Source organism: Anaerotruncus massiliensis (ex Togo et al. 2026) (assembly GCF_900199635.1).
Classification (GTDB): domain Bacteria; phylum Bacillota; class Clostridia; order Oscillospirales; family Ruminococcaceae; genus Anaerotruncus; species Anaerotruncus massiliensis.
Map to the genome: position 1 here is coordinate 2,380,968 of NZ_LT962687.1, position 13,004 is coordinate 2,393,971.

Annotated in this window: 14 protein-coding genes; 11 read left to right on the forward strand and 3 right to left on the reverse strand. The window is 63.6% G+C overall.

Features of this window, described 5'->3' with window-relative positions; genetic code table 11:
• Positions 1-19: 19 nt before the first annotated feature.
• The 6 genes from C1A13_RS11550 (at position 20) to C1A13_RS11575 (ending at position 5,357) form a co-directional block, all read left to right on the forward strand.
• Positions 20-865 carry an MBL fold metallo-hydrolase gene (locus C1A13_RS11550; protein WP_101552140.1) on the forward strand — a complete coding sequence of 282 codons (846 nt, stop codon included), beginning with the start codon at positions 20-22 and terminating at the stop codon, positions 863-865.
• Positions 866-887: 22 nt separating this feature from the next.
• The gene (locus C1A13_RS11555; protein ID WP_101552142.1) at positions 888-1,268 is read left to right on the forward strand and encodes a RidA family protein; all 381 of its coding nucleotides are present in this window, start codon (positions 888-890) and stop codon (positions 1,266-1,268) included.
• Between the two features lie 45 nt (positions 1,269-1,313).
• Positions 1,314-2,294, forward strand: a complete 981-nt coding sequence (locus C1A13_RS11560; RefSeq protein WP_101552143.1) for a 4,5-dihydroxyphthalate decarboxylase — start codon at positions 1,314-1,316, stop codon at positions 2,292-2,294.
• A gap of 61 nt (positions 2,295-2,355) precedes the next feature.
• Positions 2,356-3,426, forward strand: coding sequence for a TRAP transporter substrate-binding protein (locus C1A13_RS11565; RefSeq protein WP_101552145.1), 1,071 nt, complete (start codon positions 2,356-2,358; stop codon positions 3,424-3,426).
• Positions 3,427-3,531: 105 nt separating this feature from the next.
• Positions 3,532-4,077 (forward strand): TRAP transporter small permease, encoded by a 546-nt coding sequence (locus C1A13_RS11570; protein WP_101552147.1) that lies wholly within the window; start codon positions 3,532-3,534, stop codon positions 4,075-4,077.
• Positions 4,074-5,357: a TRAP transporter large permease gene (locus tag C1A13_RS11575; RefSeq protein ID WP_101552149.1), complete on the forward strand. Its 1,284-nt coding sequence runs from the start codon at positions 4,074-4,076 to the stop codon at positions 5,355-5,357. Before C1A13_RS11570 ends, C1A13_RS11575 begins: the two co-directional genes overlap by 4 nt.
• An 84-nt stretch (positions 5,358-5,441) precedes the next feature.
• On the opposite strand, the gene C1A13_RS11580 is transcribed toward C1A13_RS11575, so the two are convergent.
• Genes C1A13_RS11580 through C1A13_RS11590 form a run of 3 tightly spaced genes read right to left on the reverse strand, consistent with a single transcriptional unit; the run spans position 5,442 to position 7,846 of the window.
• Positions 5,442-6,470 (reverse strand): 2-dehydro-3-deoxygalactonokinase, encoded by a 1,029-nt coding sequence (locus tag C1A13_RS11580; RefSeq protein WP_101552151.1) that lies wholly within the window; start codon positions 6,468-6,470, stop codon positions 5,442-5,444.
• Positions 6,452-7,183, reverse strand: coding sequence for a bifunctional 4-hydroxy-2-oxoglutarate aldolase/2-dehydro-3-deoxy-phosphogluconate aldolase (locus C1A13_RS11585; RefSeq protein ID WP_101552153.1), 732 nt, complete (start codon positions 7,181-7,183; stop codon positions 6,452-6,454). Before C1A13_RS11585 ends, C1A13_RS11580 begins: the two co-directional genes overlap by 19 nt.
• Before the next feature lie 9 nt (positions 7,184-7,192).
• Complete coding sequence (locus tag C1A13_RS11590; RefSeq protein ID WP_101552155.1) at positions 7,193-7,846, reverse strand: helix-turn-helix transcriptional regulator; 654 nt, start codon at positions 7,844-7,846, stop codon at positions 7,193-7,195.
• A gap of 287 nt (positions 7,847-8,133) precedes the next feature.
• Between C1A13_RS11590 and C1A13_RS11595 the strand changes: the two genes are divergently transcribed.
• The 5 genes from C1A13_RS11595 to C1A13_RS11615 are packed head-to-tail and all read left to right on the forward strand — an operon-like array spanning position 8,134 to position 13,000.
• Positions 8,134-8,592: a RidA family protein gene (locus C1A13_RS11595; RefSeq protein ID WP_101552157.1), complete on the forward strand. Its 459-nt coding sequence runs from the start codon at positions 8,134-8,136 to the stop codon at positions 8,590-8,592.
• 9 nt (positions 8,593-8,601) lie between these two features.
• A complete protein-coding gene (locus tag C1A13_RS11600; protein WP_101552159.1) occupies positions 8,602-9,822 on the forward strand; it encodes a M20 family metallopeptidase in 1,221 nt (406 codons plus the stop codon).
• On the forward strand, positions 9,815-11,053 hold the full coding sequence (gene thrC / locus C1A13_RS11605; protein WP_101552162.1) for a threonine synthase: 1,239 nt from the start codon (positions 9,815-9,817) through the stop codon (positions 11,051-11,053). The genes C1A13_RS11600 and thrC overlap by 8 nt, the downstream gene beginning before the upstream one ends.
• A 19-nt stretch (positions 11,054-11,072) precedes the next feature.
• Positions 11,073-11,813 carry an MBL fold metallo-hydrolase gene (locus tag C1A13_RS11610; RefSeq protein ID WP_101552164.1) on the forward strand — a complete coding sequence of 247 codons (741 nt, stop codon included), beginning with the start codon at positions 11,073-11,075 and terminating at the stop codon, positions 11,811-11,813.
• Positions 11,814-11,830: 17 nt separating this feature from the next.
• The gene (locus C1A13_RS11615; RefSeq protein ID WP_101552165.1) at positions 11,831-13,000 is read left to right on the forward strand and encodes a pyridoxal phosphate-dependent aminotransferase; all 1,170 of its coding nucleotides are present in this window, start codon (positions 11,831-11,833) and stop codon (positions 12,998-13,000) included.
• Positions 13,001-13,004 lie beyond the last annotated feature (4 nt).

A 13,004-nucleotide genomic window follows, 5' to 3' on the forward strand; every position in this document is an offset into this window, starting at 1 on the left:
TGGCTTGGAGGCGCGGTCAATGCAATTAACAAAGAACATTTTTGTGGAAACCAAAATCGGGGGCTGCAACGTGGGCTACGTCCTCACCGGCGGCGGGATCATTCTGATCGACTCGCCGCAGCGCCCCACGGTTGCCTGCGAATGGGCAAGGGAAATCGCGTCCAAGGGGGAGCCGAAATACCTGATCAACACGGAGTGCCACCGGGATCACTTCACGGGCAACTGTTTTTTCAAGGTCCCGGTGATCGGGCAGGAGAAAACCCGCGAAGAAATCCTGTCCGTCCCCAAAGAAGATATTCTGAGCCGTGTGGCCGTCATCGACCCGGAGGGGTGCCGCCTCGTCGCCGAACGGGAGCCCAATCCGCCGACCATCACCTTTTCCGACCGGCTGACGCTCCATTCCGGGAGCCATACCATCCGGCTGATCCACCACCCGGGCCACACGATGGGACAGACGAGCGTCCTGATCCCGGAGGAGCGCGTGCTCTTTACGGGCGACAACGTGTTTTATAAGACGCAGTCCTTCCTCCATTCGGGAGACATCTACCTCTGGCTGGAGTCGCTGTCGGAGATCGAAAAGCTCGATGTGGATTATATCGTCCCCGGGCACGGGGAGGTGTGCGGCAAATCGTATCTGCGGGAGCAGCGCGCGTTTATCCTGGAGTGGATCGACCGGGTGAAGGAGGCCGTCGAACGGGGCTGGACCAAGGAGGAGGCGATCCGGGGGATCTCCTTTGCCGACCGGTATCCCATGTCCCCGGGGACGGAGGACCTGATGCAGAAGGTGCAGAAAAACAACGTTTCCTACCTATACGACCTGTTAAAGCCGGAACGGGGAAATTCCCCGTCCGTCCCATCATTTTGAATCTCGCGGAGGTGAAAACAAAGTGAAAGAACTGGTGGTCAGCAAAAACGTATTTGTCACCGACGATTTTTCACAGGCAATGAAAGTGGGGGATCTCCTCTACCTTTCGGGTATCACGGCGCGCAATGAAAAGGGAGAGATCCTCGAGAAAGACTTTGAGGCGCAGACGGTCCGGATCTTCAAAAACATCGAAAGCATCCTGAAGGAAGCCGGGGCGGTTCTGGACGACGTCATCAAATTCACCGTGTACCTGAAGGACATCAACAACTTGGGCAAATTCCGGGAGCTCCGGAACCAATTCTTTTCGGCGCCCCGTCCCCCCAGCACGGCGGTCGAGGTGACCGGGCTGGTTCCGGGCGCGATCGTGGAAGTGGAAGTGATCGTGGATTGCGGAAAGCGGTAATGGATTCGCCGCGCACGCGCGCGGTCTGCCGGAGGGAGGAAGCGTATGGCGGATGACATCAGGCTGACTTTGGCCTGCGGCGACTATGACCGCACAAGGCCGCTGTGGGACGGTTCCGTGCATCCGGAAGGGATTACGCTGGACTGCGTCGTGCGGGAGCCGAACGAAATCTTCCGCAGGATGCTGAAGGACGAGGAATTCGACGTCTCGGAGATGTCGCTTTCCAACTACATCATGGAATGCGGCAAAAGCCCCCGCCGGTTCGTGGCCATCCCGGTTTTCCTCTCCCGCGCGTTCCGGCACTCGAACATCTATATTCATAAACCGTCGGAGATCCGGGAGGCCCGGGACCTTCGGGGGAAGCGGATCGGCGTTTCCGAATACCACACCACCCTGGCGCTCTGGCTCCGGGGGATCCTGTGGGAGGAATACCAGGTCTCTCCGGAGGAGGTCGAATGGTTCACCGGCGGCGTCGAGGGTCCCGGCCCCAACGACAGAATGGGGGATTTCGCGCCGCCCCCGGGAGTCAAAATCCACAGGATTCCCCCCGGCAAGTGCCTGAGCGGCATGCTGGAGGACGGCGAGATCGACGTCCTGCTGAACCCCCGCAAGCCCGGCTGCTTCGACGGCCGGAAAATCACGCGGCTGTGGGAGAACTACCGGGAGATGGAAACGGATTACTATGCCCGGACCAAAATCTTTCCGATCATGCACGTCGTCGTCCTCCGAAGGGACGTTGCCCTGAAGTACCCCTGGGCGGCCCGGAGCCTCTGCAGCGCCTTCGCCCGGGCGAAGAAAATCGCGCTGGGGAAATTGACCGGGATGGGCACCCTGCCGGTGACCCTGCCCTGGGCGTTTTCCGAGGCGGAAAAGGCCATGGAGCTGATGGGAAGGGACTATTGGCCGTACGGGGTGGAGGCAAACCGGCACGTGCTCGAGACGATGCTGCGGTACGCCAAGGAGCAGGGCCTGTGCCTGCCCCGGATCACGGTGGACGACCTTTTCCCCGCAACGATCGCCGAATGACGCCCGGCGCTCGGATCAAGCGCAAATCAAATCATCCCGCTTTTGAAAGGAGTTATCATCCATGTTGAAAACTGTATGTTCTGTTCTGACGGCCCTCGTTCTGATCCTGTCGCTGGCCGCGTGCGGCGCCGCCCCCGGCGGGCAGCCGGCCGCGCCCGCGCCCGGTGACGCGCCGGCCGCCCCGGCCGACACGGAAGCCCCCGCGCAGTCCGTCCCGGACGGCGCGGTCACGCTGAAATTCGGGCACGTGCTCGCGCCCGGAACCCCGCAGCACCAGGGCATCGCCAAGTTCGAGGAGCTGGTCGAGGAGCGGACCAACGGCGCCGTCCAGATCGAGATCTACCCCTCGTCCCAGCTGGGCGACGAGCGCGAGCTCATCGAGGGGATGCAGATGGGCACCGTGGACGGCTACCTCGGTTCCACCGCCACGATGACCGCCTGGATTCCCGACTTCATGGTGTTCGACATCCCGTTCCTGTTTGACGGCTATGAGCATGAGTACAAGGTCATGGACGGCCAGCTGGGCGATAAGCTGAAGGAGGAGTGCCTCCCGCTGGGGGTTCACGTACTGACCATCTCCGACGCGGGCTTCTCCAACATCATCAACAACGGGCATCCCATCGAAAAACCCGAGGACGCGAAGGGAATGAACATCCGCGTGATGGAGAGCCCGGGACTCATCGCCTATATGAACGCCCTGGGCGCCAACCCCGTCCCGATGGCCATGAGCGAGGTCTTTACGGCCCTGCAGAACGGCACGCTTGACGGCGGCACCTGGCCGGTCGTCGTCGCCTACTTCAACAAGTTCTACACGGCGACCGACTACATGACGCTGATCGATCCCATCCCGACCTCCATCATGACGGCCATGAGCGAAAGCGCCTGGAACAGCGTCCCGGAAGAATACCACGACATTCTGACGCAGGCCAGCATCGAGGCCACCGCCTACCAGCGGCAGGTTCTTGCCGAGAGCATCGACAGCCTGACCGCCGTGATGGAAGAGGAAGGGGTCACCATCATCCGTCCCGACCGCGACGTCTGGAGGGACGCCCTGCAGCAGAAGTGCCTGGACGCCATGGTGCCCAAGTATGTCCCGCAGGAGCTGATCGATATGGTGAACGCGGACAAATAAAGCGCGGACGCGGGTCCGCAGAAAAGGCCGGGCCGGGGCGGCGCTCCGGAGGATGGCGCCCCGGCCCCGGGCGCGGCGAACTGATCACACTCTGGGAGGTTCCTTATGCAAGTGGAAAACGAGTCCGGGGGAACCGGAATCATCCGATTGATCGACAAATGTCTGGACCTGTTTGAAATGACGGTGTCCGCCCTCGCCCTTTTGGGCATGACCGTTTCGGTCCTGCTGGCCATTGTCCTGCGCTATGTGCTGAAGGTCCCCAACATCGCGGGCGAGGAGATCTCACGCTATCTTCTGGTGACCATCGTCTTCATCGGCATCAGCATGTGTGTGCGCACGCGGAGCCATATGGGCGTCACCATCTTCGTGGACATGCTGCCCGCGTGCCTGCGCCGGGTTGTCATGGTCATCGCGGACATCATCACGACCGTGACGCTCGGTTTCATCAGCGTCTTAAGCTGGCTCTATGTCGCCAGCAGCCTGGCCCGCCCGCAGTTCAGCGTGACGACCGGGATGCCCATGGCCGTCATCTATACGGTCATGGCGCTCGGCCTGACGCTTTCCGCGCTGCGGTCGGCCATGCTCTTCTGGAGCGACTATCTCACGACCACCCATCCGCTGGGTGTCCAGAAAGGCGGCGATGACCAATGATGGTCGCACTCATATTCGGGGTATTCGTCCTGGTCCTGCTCATCGGCTGCCCGATTGCCATCGCCCTGCTGCTCGGCGGCATCGTGCCGATTATGGCCCTGACCGACATCCCCCTCGGGATCGTCGTCCAGCGCCTCTTTTCGTCCGCCAACAGCTATTCGATGATGGCCGTCCCCTTCTTTATCCTGGCCGGCAACCTGATGGACACCGGCGGCGTTTCCAAACGGCTGGTCAATCTGGCGCGCTCCCTGGTGGGCTGGCTGCCCGGCGGTCTGGCCGTGGTCTCCTTTCTCGCCTGCGCGTTCTTCGGGGCCATCTCCGGCTCCGCCCCCGCGACGGTGGCGGCCATCGGGTCGATCATGATCCCCTCGATGAAGGAGGACGGGTACCCGATGCCCTTTATCCTGGCCACCATTGCCAGCGGCGGCTGGCTGGGGGTCATCGTACCGCCCAGCATCCCCATGGTGCTCTACTGCATCTCGGTCGGCAGCGTGGCGATCACCGACGTCTTCCTCGGCGGCTTTATCCCGGGCTTCCTGCTTGCGGGCGGCATGTCGGTGTACGCCGTCCTCTGGGGCAGGAAGCACATGCGGCACGCCACCAGGAAGTTCTCCATTCATGAGGTCGGCCGCTCCTTTGTCGACGCGCTGTGGGCGTTGGGAATGCCCATCATCATCCTGGGCGGCATCTACCTGGGGATCTTTACCCCGACCGAGGCGGCCGTCGTCGCCGTGGCCTACGGACTGCTCGTGAGCACCCTCATCTACCACCAGCTCTCCCTCAAGGGCCTTATGCAGATCATCCGCCGCACGGTCATCACCACCAACATCTGCATGTTCATCGTCCTGTCTTCCACCGTGTTTGCGGCCATCATGACGCGTGAGCAGATTCCCGTCATCGTGGGCAACGCGATCATGAGCGTGGCCTCCAACCGGCTCATGTTCTACCTGCTGGTCACGCTGCTCCTGCTGTTCGTCGGCACCTTCATGGAGACCATCCCGGCCATCATGATCCTGGCGCCCATCCTGACGCCCATGCTCGGCGCCTATGGCATCAACCCGGTCTCCTTCGGCGTCATCATGGTCATCACCCTCGGCATCGGCATGCTCACCCCGCCCGTCGGCATCAACCTGTATACGGCCGTCAGCCTGTGCGGGGAAAAGGTGGAGCGGGTCATCAACCGGCACCTGTTCGCCTATATCGGCTGTGCGCTCGTCGTCCTGGCGCTGCTGATCGGATTCGAGGGCATCATCATGTTCCTGCCGAACCTGCTCAGGTAGACGGCCGCGGGATTTTCGGGACGTCCGCCCCGCAATATAAAAAACGCGCTGCAATCGGATCGATTGCAGCGCGTTTTTTGTATCCTATTTGCCCTTCTTTTCCGCCTCTTTTGCGAGGGAGGCCTCCGCCAGCAGGTACGCCCCCAGCGCGGAAAGCGGCGCGCCGCCCTCCGGCTCATAGCTCCGCACGCTCCGCCAGCAGCCCTCCCGTTCCATCAGGTCGGCAAACGCCTCACGGAAGGGGCTCTTCCCCGCCACGATCACCCGGGCGTCCGGTCCGCAGGCGATCGCTGTGGAATGCCGGAGCGCGTACAGGTCGTTTTGCAGCGCCGCCCCAAGGATGAAGTTTGCGATCAGCGTATGGTCCTTCACCGCGAACTGGTTCAGGATCCGCCCGGAAAAGCAGGCGCGGCTGAGTCCGACCTCCCGCGCGGCCCGGTAGCCGCGCAGGACCATCTCCCGGCGGTAGGTGTCCGCCTCCACAAAGGTGCGCTTCACCGAATCCGCGATGATCGTATCGTGCATGATCGAGGCGAGCAGCTCCCCGGTGATGGTGGTCAGGCAGCCGGCGATCCTCCCGTCCGCCCCGACGGAGACAAATTTGGTGTGGGAACCCGGAAGGACGAGGACCGCCTCCCCCCGCACCCCAAGCCGGTCGATGAGGGCGCAGGCCTCCACCTCCTCCCCGCGCATGATATCCATCGCCTCAAAGGTTTCGAGAGAAACCCCGGAGACGCGGTTTTTGACGCCGGGGATAAAATGGATCGGCAGCGGGCAGACGTCTGGGACAAGGACGGGCGCCAGCGACGCGGACAGCTCCTCCAGCCCGGCGGGGGCCGTCACATGCGGGACTTCCACCAGCCCGACGTCGGCGGTGATCATCCCGCTCGCCATGACGCGCTCCACCTGTTCCCACGAGGCGGCGTTCCGGCGCAGGAGCTCCTCCAGGCATCCCCGGACCGCCTCCTTCAGCCGTCCGTTGTGTCCGTCGGCCGCCGTGCAGCGGACCCCCACGCCGCTTTTTTCCATATCCACGACATGGCGGTCCAGATCCCACAGGACCGCCCTCGTATTGCTGGTTCCGGAATCGATCGTCAGAATATAGCGTTCCATCGCGTCACCCCCCCGTCCGAGGCGTTCGCGCCGGAGACCGCGCGGCACAGCCCGCGGGCGGCGTCGGTCAGCAGCCGGTACTGCCCCGAGCGGATCGCGGGCAGCGAGACCAGCGTCCCGCCGACCCCGAGGCAGCAGGCGCCCGCCTCCAAAAAGGCCGCCGCGTTCCGGGCGTCTATGCCGCCGACGGCGGAAAAGCGGATATGTCCCAGCGGCCCGCGCAGCGCCTTGAGATAATCGACGCCGAGCAGCGCCGCAGGGAACAGCTTGACGATGTCCGCACCGCAGCGGTGCGCCTCCACCGCCTCGGTGGGAGTGAATGCTCCCGGGATCGAGACCTTTCCCAACTCCTTGGTACGGCGGACGACCTGCGGGTTGGTGTCGGGCGCGGAATATATGATCTCGCCCGACACCAACCCGCAGGTCGAGATCATATATTCGGCGCCCGCCTCTACCGCAAGGTCCACCTCCTCCGGCGTGAGGACGGTCCCCGCCCCCAGCAAAAGTTCCCCGCCCATCCGTTCCTTCAGCAGACGGATGGACTCCAGCGTCCGCGCGGCGCCGTCCGCCCGCGTGTGATCGAAGGTGATCTCCAGCGCGCGGATTCCGCCCGCCGCGAGCGCGCGCGCAGTGTCGACGATTTCCTCCGGGCCGACGCCGCGCACAATGGCGACCAGCCGTCCGGACAGAAGCTCCCACAAGACCTTTTCCATTGTTTCCTCCTAATCCTGCTCCTGCTTGGAGCGCAGCAGATCCAGATAGTTATACAGGGTATAGCGTGAGATCCCCAGGTACTCGCAGACGCGCTCGCTCGATTTCGTAATCAGAAACGCGCCCTTGCTGTCCAGGTACTCCAGAAATTTCAGCTTATCCGCCCGGTCCATATGCTCCGGCGTCTTGTCGATCGGCAGCTGCGCCTCCTGGATCAGGCACTCGAGCAGGCTCTTCACGTCGGTGGTGAAGAATTCCCGCACCTCGACCGCGGGATCGCCCGTCCCATTATAGTTGTGCAGGAACTTTTCAAACGCGAGCGATTCGGTGATATCCATATTGATACAGAGGGACCCGATGATCTTGCCGTCGTCGTCGCGCAGGAACTGCGTGGAGGAGCGCAGGATCTTCCCGGTATCGGTCCGGGTGACGTAATTGTACCGGTTCCCGTTTTTGGCGTTCCCACTCAGGACCTCCAACCCCAGATTGTTTCCGCAGTCGCCAATCTTGCGGCCGGTGATGTGGCCGTTGCGGATGTCGACGATTGTGTGGTTATAGTCCTTTGTCAGGTCGTGCAGCACAATTTCGCAGTTGCTCCCATACTGGGCCTCCAGCATCGACAGCAGGTCCCGCCAGAAGGATAGCTCCTCGCTGATCAGTCGCAAATCAGTCTCCCCTTTAACTAAATATTACCGCTCAAACATCCGATTGTTATGGAATATTATAGCAAGCCAAAAACAAAATGTAAAGGCTTTCTTACAAATATTCAAAACAAAAAGTTTTTCTCCAATGACAGAAAATAGATAGTTTCCATAAAATAAGTAATTTGTTTTTAATTTTTTTGAATATTATATTGACATGTTTGCCCGCAGGAACTATAATGGCCCCAAAGAATAAAGATAATTTGTCTGGTATAAAAGACAAATTGTTTGCAATTTAAGGAGGCCCAACCATGACCAATGTAGAAAAAAGGCTTTCGGAAAACCACATCACGCTGCCCGACTGCCCCGTGCCGGTCGCAAGCTACATTCCGGCCCAGACCGCGGGAAATTTCGTCTTCGCGTCCGGGCAGGCGGCCACCGTCGACGGAAAACTGCTCTATGCCGGGAAGGTCGGCACGGAGATTTCGCTTGAGGACGCCTACCAGTCGGCGCGCATCGCGGCGATCCGCTGCATCAGCGAGCTGCGCTCGGTCGCCGACCTCGACCGGCTGCGCATCGTCCGCGTGACCGGATTCGTCAACGCGGGCCCCGATTTTACCCTACAGCCCCGCGTGGTCAACGGCGCCTCCGAGCTCTTTGAGCTGGCGTTCGGCGAAAGGGGCCGTCATTCCCGCATCGCCATCGGCGCCGGTTCCCTGCCCGACGGGGCGTCGGTCGAGGTCGACGTCGTCGCCTATCTCGAACCGTAAGGGGCCGCCATGTCCCGCTGTACAGACAGTGTGCGGGATGCCATCCACCGCACGGTTTCAAAAAACCGGGTGGCCGAGCTGGCCGGCCGTCTGATCCGGGAGCGCAGTGATCTTTCCGGCGATATGGAGTACGGCGCCGGACAGCTCCTGATGCGGATCGCGGCGGAGATGGGGCTCGAAGCGGAGGAGCAGCCGGTCGAGGGCAGGCGCTCCAACATCCTCATCCGCATGCGGGGCGCCCCCGGCGGCAAGACCCTGCTCTACAGCGGGCACATCGACGTGGTCCCGCCCGGCGCGGAGGAGCTTTGGGACTCCCCGCCCTTTGAGCCGCAGGTCCGCGGGGACCGGCTCTACGGGCGCGGCGCCTGCGACATGAAGGGCAGCATCGCGGCGATGCTCCACGCGCTGGAAGTTCTGCGGCAGTGCGCGGTGCCCCTGCGCGGGGAGGTCCTGCTGGCGCTCGACGTGGACGAGGAGACCAGCAACAAGGGGATGCGCCGCCTGCTGACGTCGGGCGTCCGGGCGGACGCCTGCATCGTCGGAGAGCCCACGGATTTGGAAATCAACCTGGGGCACAAGGGCGTGATGGGGCTGTGGCTGACCTTCTCAGGACGGCGGGCGCACGCCTCCCGCCCCGAAATGGGTATCAACCCGATCGTACATGCGGCGGAAATGGTTGAAAAGATCCGCGCGTTCCAGTCCGGGACGCTCGACAAAAGGCAGTCCCGCCTGCTCGGGCACTCCACCATGACGGTGACCATGCTCCAGGCGGGAAGAGAGCTCAACTCCATCCCCGACCGGTGCGACATGCGCGTCGACAGGCGCTACCTGCCCGGGGAGACGGCGGAACAGATTCTTGCGGAGACGCAGCGGCTGATCGACGAGGTCTCGTCCGTGGAAGAGGGATGCCGCTGCACCCTGCAGATGACCACCAATTGCCCGCCCGGCGAGATCGAGGCGGAGCACCCGCTGGTCAAGGCCATGATGTCCGCCGTTTCCCCCGGCGAACCTGAGCGGGCGGCGCTGAAGCCCTTTCTGGCGAGCTGCGAGATGGCGATGCTCATGGAGGGTCTGGGGATCCCCGCACTGATCTTCGGGCCGGGCAGTATCCGGCAGGCACACATCACAAACGAGTACGTGGAGCTGGACCAGCTGGCGCGGGGCGCCGAAATCTTCGCCCGGATGGCCGTGGAGTATCTGGGCACCGCACAGGAGGATCGTCATGGGTAATTATTCGCTCGTCTGCAGAAGCTGCGGGGAGAGGTGCGAAGGCGACGCCTACCGCTGCCCCTCCTGCGGCGGCATCCTGAACACGGAATATCCGTTCGACCGGCGGGACGCGCTTTGCTCCGCCCTGCGAAACGCCCGGCAGTACTGGGATTACGAGCCCTTCTTCCCCATTGGCCGGGAGTGTGAAAAGGTGACGATGGGCGAGGGCTTCACCCCCCTCGTCCCGGCCCCCGGGATCGCCCGGGCGTTCGGCATCCGGCAGATGTCCGTCAAGAACGAGGGGCTGAACCCGACCGGAACCTTCAAGGACCGCTGCATGAGCATCTCCATCAGCAAGGCAAAAGCGCTCGGCGCGTCCGCCGTTGTGATCGGCTCGGCAGGCAACGCGGGCGCCGCCGCCGCGGCCTACGCGGCCCGGGCGGGCATCCCCTGCTATGTCATGGTGCCGGCGTCCACCCCGCCCGAACGGGTCGCGCAGATCCAGCTCTACGGGGCGCGCGTCATCCTCGTGCGCGGCTCGGTGACCGACTGCATCGACCTGATCGCCAGGGTATACCGGGAGCGCGGCTGGCACAACGTGACGACGGCGAGCGCCTACAACCCCTTCCAGGCCGATTCGGAGAAGGCGATCGCCTACGAAATGGCGAAGGCCTCCGGCTGGGAGGTCCCCGACTGGCTCTTCGTCCCGATCGGCGGCGGCGGAATCCTGTCGGGCATCTACAGGGGCTACCTCGATCTCTTCCGGCTGGGACTCGTCAAAAAGCTCCCCCGGATGGTCGGCACGCAGGAGGAGGGCTGCTGCGCGGTTGTCAACGCCTTCCGCGCGGGCAGAAAGCCCACGCAGATCGAACGGGTGGAGAACCCCGCCGGCATCGCCGTCGCAATCGCCGACGCCTACCCGCTCGACGGGGAGACCGCCCTGCAGGCGATCTACGACTCCGGCGGCTGCAGCGAATCGGTCTCATCGGCGGAAATTCTGGAGGCCCAGCGGCTTTTGGGGCGCACCGAGGGAATCTTTGCCGAGGCCGCCAGCTCGACGACGCTGGCGGCGGCAAAAAAGCTGCGGGAAAAGGGCGTCGTACAGGCGGGCGATTCGGTCGCCTGCGTCGTCACGGGCAGCGGGCTCAAGGACCTGCAGCTCGCCGCGAGGCACATGCCCCGCCCCGCCGAGGTGGAGATCGACCCGGCGCAGCTGAACCGGGTCGTCGACGGGATGGAAGCAGCCGTTTGACAGGAAGGGAGAACGGAGCATGAAGGTTACACGCAGCATTTCCCTCGCAGCCTCGGGCGACAACGGCCTCGGGCTGACCCACCCGCTCGACTGCAACGCATGGCTGATCGATTCGGGGGAGGGGCTCATCCTGGTGGACGCCGGGGTGAATCTCGACAACCTCCGGATCGAGGAGGAGATCGCCGCGGACGGATACCGGCTTTCCGACATCCGCTATCTGGTCGTCACGCACGCGCACGCCGACCACGCCGCCGGGGTCCCCCACTTTCTCCGGAGGACGGGCGCGCGGCTCGTGGCGGACGCGCACGAGGCGCGCGTCCTCGGGGACCAGTCCCTGCTCGACCGCACGATGGCGGAATACATAGAGGCCGGGCTCTACCCGGAGGGCTTCTCCTTCCCCGGCGCGCCCGCCGGGCAAATCGTCAGGGACGGCGAACGCCTCCGGCTGGGGCGGCTGGAGCTTACCTGCCTGGTCCTGCCCGGGCACACGGGCGGCGGACTCTGCCTCTACGGCAGGGTGGACGGAAAGCAGGTCCTGTTCGCCGGGGACGTCCTCTTTTTCGGCGGCAGGATCAACCTGCTCAGCACCTTTGATTCCGACCTGCTGCGCTACCGGGAGAGCATCCTGCGGCTGGAAGGGCTTCCGGTCGACGCGCTCTTCCCCGGGCACTTGCAGCCGGTCCTGAACCGCGCGGACCGTGTGGTCCGGAAAGCCGCCGACGGCTTCCGTTCGTTCAGCATCCCGCCGACGCTTTTGTAACGACAGGGAGGACCGCTATGGAATGGATTAACACGCGCGCCGGGCAGATGCAGAAAAGCCCGATCCGCAAGCTCTTCGACCGTGCGTCCGGGATGCGGGACGTGATCCACCTCGAGATGGGGGAGCCCGACCTGCCGACCCCCGCGGGCGCCGTCGAGGCGGCCGACCGGGCCGCGCGGGACGGCAAAACCCACTACACCGCGAATAACGGCATCCCGAGCCTGCGCCGGGCAATCGCCGCTTCCCCGTTTGCCAACGGGCTCTCCTATGATCCCGAAACGGAGGTCATCGTGACGGTCGGCGCGATCAACGCGCTCGCGCTCGCCCTGATGTGCATCATCGAACCGGGGGAGGGCATCCTCGTCCAGGACCCCGTCTGGCTGGACTACTTTGAGCTGGCAAAATTTGTGGGCGGGGAGGTCCGCCACATCCGCACCGTCCCCGAGGAGGGCTTCCGGGTCAGCGCCGAGCGCGTCCGGCAGGCCCTGACCCCCAACAGCAGGGTCCTGATGCTGAACACGCCCGGCAATCCCACCGGCGTGGTGCTCAGCCGCCCGGAGCTGGAGGAGATCGCCCGGGTGGCGGTCGAACACGACCTGCTGGTCGTCTGCGACGAAGTCTACCGGACGCTTATCTACGACGGCGTCCCCTCCGCCTCCATCGCGGAGTGTCCCGGCATGAAGGAACGCACGCTGGTCGTCAACAGCGTTTCCAAGGCGTTCGCCATGACCGGCTGGCGGGTAGGCTTCGCAATGGGCCCCGCAAAGCTGATCGCCAAGATGACCCAGCTGCAGGAGTACCTGAACGCCTGCGTCGCCACCCCCTGCCAGTACGCCGCGCAGTGGGCGGTCGAGCATTTTGAGGCGGCGGACGCCATGCGTGAAATCTACGACGCCCGCCGGAAGGTTATGGTCGCGGGGCTCCATTCCATCCCCGGGATCCGCTGCGCAATGCCCGCGGGGGCCTTCTACGCCTTTGCGGACGTGCGCGCGTTCGGGATGGAGACCCAGATTCTCTGCGAACGGATTTTGGAGGAGGCCCGTGTCGTATGTACGCCCGGCAGCTGCTTCGGCAGCTGCGGAGAGGGCTTCATCCGTTTCAGCTACGCAAATTCGATTGAAAACATCGAGGAGGCAATCCGCCGGCTGCGCACGTTCGCGGCCCGACTGCCTCACGCGGATTTCTGAGAAG